The sequence below is a fragment of the Trichocoleus sp. DQ-U1 genome (assembly GCF_039961925.1).
Taxonomy (GTDB): domain Bacteria; phylum Cyanobacteriota; class Cyanobacteriia; order Cyanobacteriales; family FACHB-T130; genus FACHB-T130.
Genome location: NZ_JAMPKB010000065.1, coordinates 1 through 16,346, shown reverse-complemented (window position 1 = coordinate 16,346; position 16,346 = coordinate 1). Strand labels below are relative to the sequence as shown.

At 45.6% G+C, this 16,346-nt stretch carries 3 protein-coding genes; all 3 read right to left on the bottom strand.

The features are described 5' to 3' along the window. Nucleotides 1-52: 52 nt before the first annotated feature. Genes NDI34_RS21635 through NDI34_RS21625 form a run of 3 tightly spaced genes read right to left on the bottom strand, consistent with a single transcriptional unit; the run spans nucleotide 53 to nucleotide 16,337 of the window. Nucleotides 53-6,073, bottom strand: coding sequence for an amino acid adenylation domain-containing protein (locus NDI34_RS21635; protein ID WP_348233789.1), 6,021 nt, complete (start codon nucleotides 6,071-6,073; stop codon nucleotides 53-55). After that, nucleotides 6,063-10,856, bottom strand: a complete 4,794-nt coding sequence (locus tag NDI34_RS21630; RefSeq protein WP_348233788.1) for an amino acid adenylation domain-containing protein — start codon at nucleotides 10,854-10,856, stop codon at nucleotides 6,063-6,065. The genes NDI34_RS21635 and NDI34_RS21630 overlap by 11 nt, the downstream gene beginning before the upstream one ends. A 3-nt stretch (nucleotides 10,857-10,859) precedes the next feature. Beyond that, the gene (locus NDI34_RS21625) at nucleotides 10,860-16,337 is read right to left on the bottom strand and encodes an amino acid adenylation domain-containing protein (RefSeq protein ID WP_348233787.1); all 5,478 of its coding nucleotides are present in this window, start codon (nucleotides 16,335-16,337) and stop codon (nucleotides 10,860-10,862) included. Nucleotides 16,338-16,346 lie beyond the last annotated feature (9 nt).

Genomic DNA, 16,346 nt, shown 5'->3' with positions numbered 1-16,346 from the left:
TCCGTTTTAATGGACTTCTGCTATTAGCTCGGAAATTGATTTCCGCGCGTTTCTATCCGTGCATTGCCTTGCGTTTGACTCGCTTTAACTTTTGCAGACTTGTCTGTGCTAGTTCTTTTTCTTGGGCGATTTGCTGTTGTTGTTCAGCTTGCGCGATCGCACTTGCAAGTTGTTCTAATCGAATGTCTGGTTGGGCCACGGCTTGTCGCAGAATAGCTTCTAAATTTCCGACGATTCGAGCAATGTTTGCGGCATCAAATAACTCGGTTTTGTACTCTAATGAGCCTCTTAAACCTGCGGCTGTCTCCGTTAACCCCAGCCTTAAGTCGTATCGCGCGATACCGCTGTAAAAGTCAACTGGACTAAGCGTTAATTTCGGCAGTTTCACATTTGGGATGGGGGCATTTTCCAGCGCAAACCAGACTTTAAATAAGGGAAATTCACTTTGTTTGCGATTGGGTTGTAGCGCTTCTACTAGCTTCTCAAAGGGCAAATTTTGGTGAGCATAAGCGCCTAAAGTGACTTCGCGCACTCGTGCTAATAATTCTCGAAAACTGGGATTTCCAGATAAATCAGTGCGAAGAACTAAAGTGTTGACAAAGAATCCAATTAGTGGCTCTAGTTCAACGCGATCGCGATTGGCAATCGGGGAGCCGATGAGGATATCTTGCTGTCCCGTGTAGGCATAGAGCAAGGTTTTAAACGCCGCCGAAAGCGTCATAAATAAGGTAGCTCCTTCCCGCCGATTAAAAGCTTGAATTGCATCGCTCAAATCTTTGGGGAAAGCAAAATTATGGATGGCACCTCGATTTGACTGAACGGCGGATCTAGGGCGATCGCTCGGTAATTCTAATGGTAAATTACCGCTTAATTGCTGTTTCCAATAACTTAAATGTTTTTCCAGCACCTCTCCTTGGAGATATTGCCGCTGCCAAACCGCAAAATCGGCGTATTGAATCGGTAATTCAGGCAGCAAAGAAATTTCCCCAGTCGTAAAAGCTTTGTAGAGTTCAGTCACTTCTTGCAACATCACTCCAATTGACCACAAATCAAAGATGATATGGTGCAGAACTAAAACTAAAATATGTTCTTCCTCACCGAGTTGCAGCAGTTGAATCCGAAACAGCGGTGCTTGAGTTAAATCGAAGGGCTTTAATGCTTCTTGGGAAATTAGTTGTTGAATTTTTCCTTCTCGCTCCGCCTCTGGAAACGCTTGAACATCGATAACAGGAAATGTCACTGTCAGAGTAGGAGCAATTTCTTGAATCGGTTGCCCTTCCATCACGAAACGGGTACGAAATATTTCGTGTCGCCGCACAATTTCGTTAAAGCTTTGCTCTAGCGCTGCAACGTCCAATTGCCCTACCAGGCGAACTGGTGCAGGAATATTATAGTCAGGCGAACCGGGTTCTAGGTTATCGAGAAACCACAGTCTTTGTTGAGCAAAAGATAGTGGTAGTGGCTGATTGCGGGAAACACGCGGAATGGAACTAGAATCTATTTGTTTTGCTTGCTGAGTTGAGGAAATTACTTCAGCTAATTCTGCAACAGTTGGTGATTCAAATAAAGTCCGTAGCGGTAATTCGACTTGGAAAGTTTCCCGCAGCCGGGAAGTTACTTGCATGGCGAGTAACGAGTGACCGCCTAATTCAAAGAAGTTATCAGAGGAACCTACCTGCTGTAGATTTAGAATTTGGGCATAAATATTGGCAACTGCTTGCTCAATGGGTGTACGCGGCGCAACAAAAGTTTTTTCCAAATCTGGGCGAATTTGGCTAAGAGTAATGAGCGATCGCCTATCGATTTTACCATTCTGATTTAGGGGAAATTCATCCAGCAGGATAAAGTTAGAAGGCACCATATATTCCGGCAACTTTTCCTGTAGATAATCGCGCAATTGAGGAACCAATTCACGAGTTAGTTTTCCTTGCAGCGGATTATTCGCATAGTTTCTCCAAGGTTTTAGTTTGCCACTTGTTTCCAAGAATGCTGGTAATTTGTCTGGAGATGCCAAGGTTTTATGCACAAATACTGCATCGTAATGATCGCCAGAATAATTAAGCTGAATGCAGTAAGATAAGTCTTGACCTAGAGCTAGAATCTCTTCAGATTCAATCCCATCTTCTGTATTGCTTTCTTGCAGTGATTTTCGCAAATCGGCAACAGTTTCTCCTCCATCATTTTCAGCTAGCAATTCTAAAGTTTTCATCTCAGATAGCAGACGCGCATTAGGAATTCCCGTGATTCCCAAAATCTCTGGGTTGGTTTCTTCCAGTAACTGACGAATACCAAGAGTCGGATTTTGCTTCTGCCAATTTAGCCAAGGGAAATCTTGCAAACAATCGACTTCAGCACCGACTCGAAGAATCACATCGTAGCGAAACTTGGTCAATTCATTCTGGTATTTACCTGGTTTGGGTTGAATTTGGACGTGACTAATTTTGGAAAATTCATGCTTCAGTGCCCTGAAAAATTCCGGATCGATAATTAGTTCCTGCTCTTGTTGTAAGCGTTTTTGGATGCGCTGCCGTAATTCAGTTATAGAAAGGTTAGAGGGAGCTTGATGCAGTTGTACAGAAGTATGGAAAGCTTCTAATAGCGGCAAACTACGCACATCCCCAATGAAGATAGAACCACCTGGTTTCACAGCATTTACAGCGCCTTCCAAGACGCGCAACAGATAGTCAGTGCTGGGGAAATACTGAATCACGGAGTTAATAATCACCACGTCGAAGGCACCCGCTTCTATTCCCTCAAAGTTATCTGCCAGTCGTCTATCTAGCGTTACTTGGGGCAGGTTTTGCGTTGTTAATTGCTGCTGAATATAGTCAAGTGCAGATTGAGAGAAGTCGGTGCCCAAGTAATGGGAACAATGAGGCGCAATGGGGAACAAAAGTAGACCAGAACCACAACCAATTTCAAGAATGCGAGAGGGTTTTAAGGCGAGAATTTGCTCAACAGTGCTGTCAACCCACATCCGCATTTCTTCGGCTGGAATTGGTAAGCCTGTATAGCTACTATTCCAACCACTAATATTCAAAGTATCTTCCTGAATATTGGAATTTTGGTGATAAGTCTTTTCAAAGACTGTTTCCCATTCCGATACCTGCTCAGAATGCCATTGTGTTTCTGGCAATTTATCTGAATCTTGAGGAAGTTGTTTTGTTGTCAAATAAGCAACAAGACGCTGAGTATTCAGGTCGTCCTCTTGAGCTAAGACAACGGTTTTCTCAATGGCTGGATGTTTAGCCAATACAGCCTCAATTTCCCCTAATTCGATGCGGAAGCCGCGAATTTTTACTTGATGGTCAATTCGACCTAAAAACTCTAGGTTGCCGTCAGGAAGATAACGAACTAAATCTCCTGTTTTATAGAGGCGCAACCTCTCCCCCAACCCCTCGCTTACGAGGGAAGGGGCGTCAGACTCCCCCTTCCTTCGTAGGGAAGGGGGCAGGGGGGTTAGGTTTTGATTAAATGGGTTGGCAATAAACTTTTCGGCTGTCAGTTCTGGACGATTGAGATAACCTCGCGCCAGTCCTGCACCGCCAAGATAGAGTTCGCCAGCAACGCCGATGGGGACAGGTTGTAGAGAGTTATCCAATACATAGACTTGTGTATTGGCAATCGGGCGACCAATAGGCGGAGTGCCTTGGCTACCGCGTTCGATTAAGGCGTATGTTGAATAGGTAGTATCTTCCGAAGGCCCGTAGAGATTAAATACCTGCTGGATGTGGTTTAGCTGATAGAGTTGCTGCACCAGATTATTTGGCAGGGGTTCGCCAGCAAGATTCACGGTGCGGACTGTTGCGGGGATAGCGTTATCTCGGAGTAAGGACGCGATCGCACTGGGCACAGTATTGATTAACGTCACCCGATCCGCCACTGGTAAAGTCGGCAAATACAAGGCGTTTTCAGCCAGAATGACCGTACCACCACAGCTTAAGGGCACAAACAATTCAAAAACTGACAAGTCGAAGCAGATAGAAGTAGAAGCCAAAACCCCTGCCATATCCGCTGGTGTAAACACTGTTTTCGCCCAATCAATTAGCGCCACAGTGTTGTAATGTGCGATCGCAACGCCTTTCGGTTTGCCAGTAGAACCAGAAGTATAAATGACGTAGGCGAGGTTATCTGCTGTTATCGTTTCTTGAACCGGATTTTCCGAGTTTTGTTGTGCAATCAGTTGCGAATCGGTATCCAGGCAGACAACCTTAGCATTATGTTTTGGAAGAATCTCAATGAGTTGCTGTTGCGTCAACAATACCGATGCTTGCGTATCCTCTAACATGAACGCTAAGCGTTCTTGGGGATACTTGGGATCTAGCGGTACATAAGCACCACCTGCTTTGAGAATCCCCAAAAGTCCAATCACCATTTCCAAAGAGCGTTCCATGCAGACGCCAACCAAAACTTCTGGTTTCACGCCGAGTTTTTGCAGGTAATGCGCTAATTGATTCGCTCGATTGTTGAGTTCGGTGTAGGTAAGTTGTTGGTTATCAAAAATTACCGCAACCGCATCGGGTGTTTGTTCTATTTGTTTTTCAAATAACTGATGAATGCACTGCCCCATCTGGGATTTAGTCGGGTAGCAATACTCTTGGGTTAACCTCTCCCCCTGCCCCTCTCCTGCAAGGAGAGGGGCGTCATGCACCCCCTTCCCTCGCAGGGAAGGGGGTTGGGGGGTTAGGTCTGTCGAATAATATTGAGTTTGATTAAACTCCACCAACAACTGATACCGTTCTGCGGCGGTCAAAATTGGCAAGTCAGCCAGACGCTGATTAGGATTAGCCGCAATGCTTTCCAGCAATGTTTGGAAATGCCCCAGCATCCGGGTAATTGTGGCGACATCAAAACGGCGATCGTCATACAAAATTCTGAGCGACAACTGGGTTCCCGTTCCTGCCATGATCGTTAGGGGATAGTTTGTCTTCTCAAAAACCTGCAAATTGTATATCTTTAGGTTCTGATTTTCTTCCCATTGTTCCGGTTCAACGGGATAGTTTTCTAAGGTGACAATGCTCTCAAAGAAAGATACGTTGGCAGGAATTTCACTCCATCCCTGAATTTTGACGAGAGGGCTATACTCGTACTGACGCATTTCTGCTTGTTGAGCTTGAAAACGATTTAACCAAGGCAAAAGTTCGGCTTCGGGATTTACATCTACCCGCATCGGCAAGGTGTTGACAAACATCCCGACAATCGATTCCACCCCCACTAAATCGGTTGGACGCCCAGAAGAAATCGCCCCAAAAATTACATCCTGTTCGCCACTGTAGCGACTCAGCAGAATCGCCCAGGCTCCTTGCACTAACGTGTTAATCGTTAAGCGATGCTGACGAGCTAAGGCTTCCAGAGCAGCGCTGACAGCCGGCGATAGCTTGATTTGCTGCTCGTTCTCGTTGTTTTCTAGACTCGCCCGATCGTGCATCCGGTCTAGTCCTAGCGGAGTCGGTGCGGTAAAGCCTTGCAGTGTCTTTCTCCAGAACGCTTCCGCTTTCGACAAATCTTGCTGCTGTAGCCAGGTAATGTATTCCCGGAACGGACGGGGGCGTTCCAGGTGTAATTCTTGACCTTGGCAGAAGGCTTGATAAAAGGCGTAAACTTCCTGAAAGACCAGGGGACCCGACCAACCATCTAAAAGGATGTGGTGATGGCTCCAAACCACTTGATAGGTATCATTTGCTAACCGAATCAAGGCGAGACGCATCAAGGGGGCTTGGGAAAGGTCGAAATCGCGATCGCGATCTGCTTGCAAAAACATTTCTAACCGTTCTGCTTGCAACTCCTGCGAATGCCGCCAATCTTGTTCCTGCCAAATTAGTTCAGCTTGGCGGTACACCACTTGATAGGGCTTTTCCAAATCTTGCCAAAAGAAGGCAGTCCGCAAAATCGGATGTCTGTCGATTACGCTTTGCCAAGCTTGCTTAAACGCCAAGGCATTAAAATCTCCTTGCACCGTCCAGCTATACTGCTCGAAATACATTGCCGATTTTGGGGCATACAGCGTATGAAACAGCAACCCCTGCTGCATCGGTGAAAGTTCGTAAATGTCTTCTAGATTTTCAACTTTCATGGCGGCTGCCTTTGGTAGATTGACTAATTTGGGCGAGCAACTTATCGAAGTCGCTGGTACTAGCTTTAGCGGCGATAAAGTCTGAGGGAGTGTAGCCGCCTGCTTCTGGAGATTGACAGTGAGCAATAAGCGATCGCAACGCCTCTATATATCCGTCAGCCAGTCTCTGCACCGTTTCCCGGCGATGTACCGATTCGCTAAAACTCCATTCCAGGCGCAGTTGACCGACTGCAACTAATCCATTAATTTCTAATAGATAGGCTCGGCTTCCCCGTGGGCTGTAAAGGTTTCCAGTAGATTCAGAGGCGATTTTAAATAGCGAGGATGGCGGTAAATTTTGGTCGAATTGACCGAGATAGTTGAAAGTCACCTCCGCTTGAGGCAATGCTTTTAGTGCCAAGGCGACTTCTTCACTGCTGAGGTAGCGCAATGCACCATACCCAAAGCCACGATTGGGAATCCGGCGGAGTTGTTCTTTAACTGCTTTTAAAGCTTCTCCGGGTTTGCTATTTTTACCTACATTCAACAGCACAGGAAAGACTGAAGTAAACCAGCCTACAGTGCGGGATAAATCGATTGATTCTGAGAACGTCTCTCGTCCGTGTCCTTCCAGATCCACGAGAACCGAATCCATCCCTGTCCATTGCGAAAAAGCTTGTCCCAAAGCGGTTAGTAACACATCGTTTATTTGGGTGTTATAAACTTTGGGAACTTCTTGTAATAAAGCTTGAGTTTCTTCTTGGCTCAAGCTAACGGATACAGTTTGAGCCGTAGCCATTGTATTGATTCCGTTAGCATCTATTCCGTTAGCATCTACGGGTAAGCAAGAAATCGGTTTTTGCAATTCTGTTAGCCAATAATTTAGTTCTTGCTTTAATGCGGCTGAATTTGCATATTCTCGTAGTTGTTCAGACCACTGTTTAAACGAAGTTGTTTTAGGCGGAAGTTGAATAAATTCGCCTTGACTGATTTGTTCGTAACTTGTCTGTAAATCTTCAAGTAAAACTCGCCAGGAAACACCATCAACCGCTAAGTGATGAATGACAATTAGTAAACGGTTCGGCTGATTGTCGCCAAGCTCAAATAAAGCTACTCGAATCAGCGACCCTTCAGATAAATTTAAGCTAGCTTGAAGTTCATTAGCCGTATCTTCAATCGCTTGTTTTTGCTGAGTTGCTGACAGGTTAGAAAAATCAAGTTTGATGAGTGGTATTACTTCATCAACATCAGCGTGAAACTGTTGCCAACCGGATGCATCCTTAACAAAGCGCAATCGAAGTGCATCGTGATGTCTCAGTAATGCCTGTACTGACTTTTTCAACCAAGTAACATCCAAATTTCGCCGGTTTTCTAGCAAAACTGCCTGGTTCCAATGGTGAGCATCAAGTAGATTTTGCTCAAAGAACCATTGCTGAATGGGTGTTAAAAGTACCGTTCCAGTTACAATACCTTGTTCAGCTTCAATTGTGGTCTGGGTGGTACCCGCTACCGCCGCTAACTCTGCAATTGTTTGATATTGAAAAATTTGTTTTGGACTTAGCTGAAGTCCTGCATCACGCGCTTTAGAGATTATCTGAAGACTCAAGATAGAATCTCCACCTAACTCAAAGAAGTTATCGTGAATGCCAATTTTATCAACTCCCAGAGCCTGCGACCAAACTCTCGCTAGAACTTCTTCCCTTGTGGTTTGAGGTGCGGTATAAGCTGCTTCAGTTTGGGAACGAGTGGGATCTGGAACTGGAAGCGATCGCCTATCTAATTTACCATTAGGTGTTAGCGGTAAAGCCTCCAACACCACAAAAGCCGATGGCACCATATAATGCGGTAGCTTTTCCTTCAAAAAACTACGCAATTCTTTAATTAATTCTGAATCTTGTAGGGACGCACAGCCGTGCGTTTGTCCTAATTCAACATTACTAATATTGCTCACTATATAAGCAATCAAGCGTTGGTTTCCTGGTTCATACTCGCCAGCTAAAACCACAGCCTCACGCACCGCAGGATGTTGACTTAACACCCCCTCAATTTCTCCTAGCTCAATCCGGTAGCCGCGAATTTTTACTTGATAGTCAATTCTGCCAATAAACTCAATATTCCCATCAGGTAGAAACCGCGCTAAATCTCCAGTTTTATAGAGACGGGACTCTGGCTCATTACAAATTTCTTTTCCCCCCACTCTGCTTGCGGAGAGGGGGCTAGGGGATGAGTTTCTTACTCTAAAAGGATTAAAAATAAACTTCTCTTGTGTCAACTCAGGACGGTTGAGATAACCCCGCGCCAAGCCAGCACCGCCAACATAAAGTTCGCCAGGAACGCCGACAGGTAGTGGCTGTAAATGGGAGTCTAAGATGTAAAGCTGAGTGTTGGCAAAGGGACGCCCAATCGGTACTAACTGCTCACTCGATAAATTAGACGTTCCTTCAAAATAAGAACTATCAATCGTGGCTTCTGTCAAGCCAAAAGAGTTAATCAGTCGCGTCTGACTTCCACAAAATTGGCGGATTATTTCATACTCTCGTACATACCAACTATCAGAACCACAAACTAGCAGCCGCATAAAATCGAGACGTTTGTTGTTCTCCTCTACATATTGAACTAAGCTCCTCAAAACAGCCGGAACAAATTCCGCACAGTTAATTTTTTCCTGGAGCATCAACTCATAAAGCTTTGGCGGCTCTAGTAGGAATTCACGGGGACACAAAACTAACTTTCCACCAGAACATAAGGCGCGAACGAAGTCTCCTGTAAATACATCGAAGGAGAAATTCGCCATCTGAAGGTGACAACTTTGTGCAGCGCGAAGTTGATAAGTTTCTTCCCAAGCTAGATAGATACTAACCAGGCTGCTATGCTGAATCATCACTCCTTTCGCTTTGCCAGTAGAACCGGAGGTATAGATGATATATGCCAGGTTCTCGGCAGTCACTTTGGTAAGTGGATTCTTGGTACTATTTTGTGAAATTACCTCCCAGTCTGCATCGAGACACACAACTTTTGCTTTGTGTTGAGGCAGACTCTTTAACAGCAGATGTTGAGTCAAAAGCACAGGCACTTGGGTATCTGACAACATGAAAGCCAAGCGCTCTGGTGGATAGGCAGGGTCTAGCGGTACATAAGCTCCACCCGCTTTGAGAATGCCTAAAATTCCGACAATCATCTCTAGAGAGCGTTCTACACAGATGCCTACTAAAACTTCTGGTTTTACCCCTAGTTTTTGCAAGTGATGCGCTAGTTGATTCGCCTTGGCATTGAGTTCTGCATAAATTAGTTGTTGGTTCTCAAATACAACAGCAACAGCATCTGGTGTCTTCTCTACCTGCGCTTCAAATAGCTGATGAATACAGTGATTTTGAGGGTAATTCGCTTGGGTGTCATTCCAGTCAACTAGCAACTGATGCTGTTCGGTTTCTGTCAGTAATGGCAAATGTGATAGGGGGCGATCGCAATCAGCAACAATGCCTTCCAGCAAGGTTTGGAAATGCCCCACCATGCGAGTAATCGTGGTCGCGTCGAACAAATCGGTATTGTACTCAAACGAGCCAATCAGTTCTTCTCCCCGTTCGACCATATCCAGGCTCAAATCGAACTGTGCAGTGCCGCTGTCCACTTCCAAGGGAGTTAGGGTTAGTCCCGACGCTAGCTGCATCGCTGGCATAGGAGCGTTGTTAAGAGCAAACCACACCTGAAATAGAGGATTTTGGCTCAAATCCCGCTCTGGTTGGAGTTCTTCTACTAGCTTTTCAAAGGGCAAATCCTGGTGAGCATAAGCACCTAACGTTACTTCCCGAACTCGATTTAGTAACTCTTTGAAAGTGGGATTGCCACTTAAATCTGTTCGCAGCACCAAGGTATTGACAAACAACCCGATGAGTCCCTCAACTTCTGCTCGGTTGCGATTTGCGATCGCGCTCCCCACAATCAGGTCATCTTGGTTTGTGTAGCGGTGTGCTAGCGTCTTGAATGCCGCCAGCATTGTCATAAACAAAGTCACACCTGTTTGCTGACTTAGAGATTTGAGCGCTGCTGTCAAGGTTTTGGATAGGACAAAAAATTGCTTTTTCCCCGTGTAAGACTGAATAGCAGGTCGAGGGCGATCGCTTGGCAGTTGCAGCACTGGCAAAGAACCACTCAATTGTTGTTTCCAGTAATTGAGCTGAGTTTCCAAAACTTTCCCCTGAAGCCAGTCACGCTGCCAAACAGCAAAGTCTGCATACTGAATTGGAAGTTCCGGAAGCGGTGAGGGGTTGCGATTAGAAAAGGCTTCGTAAAGTGCTGCCATTTCTCGCAGAAATACCCCCAAAGACCAACCATCAGAGATGATATGGTGCATGGTCAGTAGCAACACATGATCTGCTTCATCTAGTCGTAACAGCGTGACTCGCCACAGAAGAACTTTAGTTAAATCAAAAGGTTGTTGGATTTCCTCATTTGCTCTTGCATAAATCTCAGCTTCTCGCTCACTTGCAGGTAGCGCTGTTAAATCTACAATCGGCAAGTTTAGAGTCAAGCTGGCTCGGATAACTTGCACTGGCTGACCATCTTCAACCGCAAACGTCGTCCGCAAAGCTTCATGGCGTTGCACCATTTCATTGAGACTTTGCTCCAAAGCAGCAATGTTCAGCTTCCCTGTAAGGCGGACAGCGGCAGGAATGTTGTAGAAAGGACTGCCTGGTTCAAATTGATCCAGAAACCACAATCTTGCTTGTGCAAAAGAAGTCGGAAGAACGAAAATATCGTCTTCTTGAATGTCTGTTGTAGCATCCCAGGAAGAATGCAATGTCATCGTTTACTCTCCCTTTTTTGATTGATTATGGGAACCGCGTCGAGCCGTTCTGAAAATTGGCTGAATCGCCGCTTCCTGAGCATCAGCGTTACTCTCTTTGGTTTGTGAAATGCTTTCAGCAAGTCCAGCAATTGTTGGCAACTCAAATAGATTTCGCAAAGGAATTTCTACTTGAAATGTGCGACGCACCTTAGAAATCAGTTGAGTTGCGACTAAAGAGTTACCGCCTAACTCAAAGAAGTTGTCGTGAATGCCTACCCGCTCAAGGTCGAGAACTTCAGCCCAAAGTTGCGCTAGTTTTTCTTCAAACGGATTCCGGGGAGGTATATAAGCAACTGTTGATAAAGATAGATTTTTCGGTGCAGGTAATGCTCGACGTTCGATTTTGCCATTTGCAGTTAAAGGTAACGCCTCTAAAAACATAAACGCAGATGGCACCATATAACTCGGCAGTTTCTGCTTCAAGAAGTCCCGTAGATCGTGAATGTCGGGTGCTTGTTCTTTCGGCACAATGTAAGCGACTAAACGCTTGTCACCTGGGTTATCCTCCCGCAACAAAACTACTGTTTCTCGTATAGCTGGGTGCTGCATTAGCGCTGCTTCAATTTCTCCCAGTTCGATGCGGAAACCCCGCAGTTTTACCTGATTGTCAATCCTGCCAAGAAACTCAATGTTGCCATCAGGTAGATAACGCGCCAAATCTCCAGTTTTGTATAAGCGACTCTCCCCCAAAGAGTCCCCTGCTAAGGAATCGGGCTGAATCGTTAGGTTTTTAAACGGATTAGGAATAAACTTCTGTTGTGTCAAATCAGGACGATTGAGATAGCCTCGCGCTAAGCCAACGCCGCCGATGTGGAGTTCACCAGCCACACCGACTGGGACAGGTTGCAGGTGCCTATCGAGGATATAAAGTTGAGTATTTGCGATCGCGCGACCAATCGGAACGATAGGGAGTTCGCTTTCCCGTTGACAAGCCCAATACGTGACATCAATGGCTGCTTCCGTTGGACCATAAAGATTGTGTAATTGGGCGTCCAACCGCGCAAAGAACCGTTGTTGAAGTTCGTAGGATAAAGCCTCACCACTGCAAATCACTCGTTTGAGACATTGACATTTTTGCACTTCCAACTCTTCTAGGAAAATCTGAAGCATTGGCGGCACAAAATGAATCGTAGTGATTTCTTCCTGGGCAATCAGCTCCACTAAATAAGCGCTATCTTGATGTCCTCCTGGTTTAGCGACAACCAGACGAGAACCCGTTATCAAAGGCCAAAAGAATTCCCATACAGAAACATCAAAGCTGAAGGGGGTTTTCTGTAAAACTCGGTCAGTTTGTGTTAGTTGATAAGTATCTTGCATCCACAATAAGCGATTGCAGATACCGCGATGGGTATTCATCCCCCCTTTGGGAGTTCCTGTGGAGCCAGAGGTATAAATAACGTAAGCTAAATTTTCTGCCGTCACCCTGCTAGAAGGATTTTCTAAGCTCTCTTGGGCAATGATTTCCCAATCTGTATCGAGACATAAAACTTGAGCATTGTGTTTGGGAAGATTTTCAACTAAATGCTGTTGAGTTAACAGCACGGGAACCCCAGCATCTTCTAGCATAAAAGCTAGGCGTTCTGGAGGATAGAATGGATCTAGCGGAACATAAGCTGCACCTGCTTTCAGAATGCCAAGTAGTCCCACCACCATTTCTAGGGAGCGTTCCATACAAATACCAACCAAAACTTCTGTTTTTACGCCTAGCTTTTGCAAGCGATGCGCTACTTGGTTAGCTTGTTGATTTAATTCCCGATACGTTAATTGTTTTCCTTCAAAAACAACAGCAATATTATCTGGTGTTTTTTCTACCTGAGCAGCAAATAATTGATGGAGACACGCATCTTTCGGGTAGTCAACTTGAGTGTCGTTCCATTCTACGAGTAACTGATGTTGTTCTTGCTCAGAAAGCAGAGTGGATAACTCATAACGTGCCGAAGGTTGGCTTACCATGACTTCAAGAGTCTTAGCGTAATATCCCCTAATCGCCTCTCTTTCCTCTTGAGAAAATGAGGCTTGATATTCCAGCTTTACTTGAACGCGATCGCTTACTGGATTTAAAACAAAATTAGCAATTAAAGCAAAGTTTGTCTCTTCAAAGAAGGCCGCGTCTAATATCTCAATATTTTCCAACCCTAAAACACTTTCATAAACGTGAAAATGCGTAAAGTTAAAAGCTGTTTCAAAAAGCGATTCTCTACTTAGCTCTTTCTGCAATTCTGGCAGAGGATAACGGCGAAAAGGAAGCAATTCCCGCTCAGAGGCAAAAGTTTCTTTTACCAAGTCTATCCAGGTTCCTCCTGGCAATTCTTGGCAAAATGGTAGTGTGTTCAAGAAAAGTCCTAAAACCTTTTCCCCATCCTTTTTTTCTAGTCTTCCATTGGAGACTAAGCCAGTTAAAATTGCTGATTGACCGCTCAACAAACTTAATACTCTTAGATGTGCTGCAAGTAGAACACTTTTTAGGGGAACGCCTGCGGATTCAGCGAGTTGCTTTAAATTTGCTGAAGTCTCATAAGAAAGGAAAATTTCCGGCACGCAAGGTTTCTTTTGATGCGTTTCTTCACCGCTAGGAAACCAGCGAGGCAGTTTTGTAATGGTACTGTCTTTTAACTTTTTGCTCCAAAAGTTGCGACATTCCTCGGAAGCGATCGCTTCCCGTTCTAAAGATACAAAGTCTCGGAAATGACTAACGGGTGATGGCAAAACTTCCAGCGTTTCTTCCCCTTCCAGCAACGCAGAATACTGTTGAAACAACTCGGAGAATAAAGAAGCTACACTCCAGCCGTCGATAATAGCATGGTGGAAGCTGAGGGTAAGTTGAAATGTTGCGTCAGTACGGCGATGTACCTGAAATTTCAGCAGAGGAGGACGAGTCCAATCAAAATTTCGGCTTTTTTCAATTTCAAACCAATTCGTGAGTGCGTCTGCTTGTTCCGTGTCAGAAAGATGACGCCAATCTTCTACTTGCAGAGGAATTGTAACTGTGTGACGAACAAGTTGCAGGGGTTCCTTGAAGCTAGTTAAATCGAAGCTGGTGCGTAACACTGCATGACGACTGATTAAAGGGTGAATCGCTGTTTGCAGTGCTTCGAGGTCAAAAGTTGCTTGTACCTGGAAGCTTACAATGTCGTGGTAGACTGCTGTTTCTGGGCTGTATTCGCTATGGAACAGCATCCCCGCTTGCAACTTGGTGAGGGGATAGGCGTCCTCAATTCCATTGGGTAATTTTTGACGATCTGCTTCGGAAATGAGGCTAAAAGGTGCAACGGAAGCAGCCTTTTCAATTTCACTTCCTTCTAGATGTGGTGCGAGTTCGGAAATTGTCTGATCTTGGAAGAGTTGTTGGAGAGAGAAATTTAAGCCGCGATTTTGCACAAGCGATCGCACTTGTATACTCCGAATCGAATCTCCACCCAAAGCAAAGAAGTTGTCGTGGATGCCAACTTGCTCCAGATTGAGAACTTCGCGCCAAACTTCCGCCAGCACCTGCTCTGCGGGCGTTCTAGGTGCCACAAACGCATCGTCTAAGGTGGGTCTAGCTACCCCCGGAGATGGCAATCCTTGACGATCTACCTTGCCGTTGGGAGTTAGCGGTAAAGACTCCAAAGTCACAAAGGCGGATGGGATCGAATACTCTGGCAGTTTCTGTTGTAAGTAAGAGCGCAATTCGCTAACTGTGGGGACTGCTGCTGACTGAGGAACAAGATAAGCCACCAATTTAGGTCCCGGTTCATCTTCCCGAATTAGCACCACCACGTCTCGAATTTGGGGGTGTTGTGCTAACACCGACTCGATTTCTTCCAGTTCAATCCGAAAGCCTCTGAGCTTGATTTGGCGATCGCATCTTCCCAGATACTCAATCGTGCCATCAGCTCGGTAACGCGCCAAATCCCCGGTTTTATATAGCCGAGACCTCTCCCCTAACCCCTCCCCTACCAGGGGAGGGGAGCAATTCTCCCCCTGCCCTCGTAGGGAAGGGGGTTGGGGGGTTAGGTTTTTAAACGGATTGGGAATAAACTTCTCTGCTGTCAATTCAGGACGATTTAGATACCCTCGCGCCACTCCTGCACCGCCGATATGTAGCTCACCAATTACGCCAATCGGGACAGGTTGCAGATGCCGATCCAAAATATAAAGTTGCGTATTCGCAATCGGACGACCAATCGGAATTGATCCAGATTGATGCTTGCCTAAAGGAACTTGATAAATACAGCATCCCACAACAGTTTCTGTAGGCCCATATTCATTTACCAATACAGTATCCGGAGCAAATTTTTGCCAAAACGCAACGCTTTGAGCTAAAAGATTTTCGCCGCCAATAATAAAGGATTTGGTTCGACCCGCCACTTCTGCTGGGGCTAACTGATGGCGCAGCAAATCTAACTGAGCCGGGGTAATTTTAACTAAACTAAAGTCACTACCGTGCCGTAGCGCCATACTCAAAGCTTCGATACCCTGCGCTTCAGACAGCAAGATTACCCGATTTCCCACTAATAAAGGTGAAAATAACCCGGTAATCGTCATATCGAAGCTCAGGGAAGAGTGAACTGGAGCGCCTTTCCCAGCTTCTACGGCGTAGGCTTGCGAACACCAACTTAAGTAATTAACCAGTCCTCGATGGGGAATCAAGGTTCCTTTTGGCTTACCCGTGGAACCGGAAGTATAGATGACGTAAGCGAGGTTATCGGCGTTAACTTCACTGGCTGGACTGGCTATACTTTCTTGGGCAATCCAATCCCACTCTGCATCTAAACAAATAACTTTAGCGGTGTGGTGAGGTAACTTTTCGACCAAATGCTGTTGAGTTAACAATACGGGCATCTGCGCGTCTGACAGCATGAAAGATAGGCGCTCTTGGGGATAGGATGGGTCTAACGGCACATAAGCTCCCCCTGCTTTAAGAATGCCGATGAGTCCGACCATCATCTCCAAAGAGCGTTCTACACAGATGCCAACCAGAGATTCGGTTGTTATCCTCTGTTTTTGTAGATAATTCGCCAGTTGGTTCGCACGTTCATTTAATTGTTTGTAGGTGAGATGTTGTTCTTCAAATGTGAGGGCGTTCGCGGAGCGTGCGCTTAGCGCGATCGCATCCGGTGTTTTCTCGACCTGCTGTTCAAACAACTGATGAAAGCAGCTATCGGCGGGGTAATCAGTCTGAGTCTGATTCCACTCCACCAACAATTGATATCTTTCCGCCTCCGTCAATAACGGCAAATCCGACAAACGGCAATCGGGATTCGCCACAATGCCTTCCAGCAGCGTTTGAAAATGCCCCAACATCCGAGTAATCGTGGCTTCATCAAACAAGTCAGTGTTGTACTCTAATGACCCTGTCAACCCTTCCTCGGTATCCGTTATCTCTAGCGTCAAATCAAACTTGGCGGTGCCAGTTTCCACCTCCACAAGACTCAAACTCAGACCTGGTAACTGCAACGATGTTTT

Coding starts and splice junctions, on each gene's coding strand:
- NDI34_RS21635 (WP_348233789.1), bottom strand. CDS start 6,073: ATGAAAGTTGAAAATCTAGAAGACATTTACGAACTTTCACCGATGCAG.
- NDI34_RS21630 (WP_348233788.1), bottom strand. CDS start 10,856: ATGACATTGCATTCTTCCTGGGATGCTACAACAGACATTCAAGAAGAC.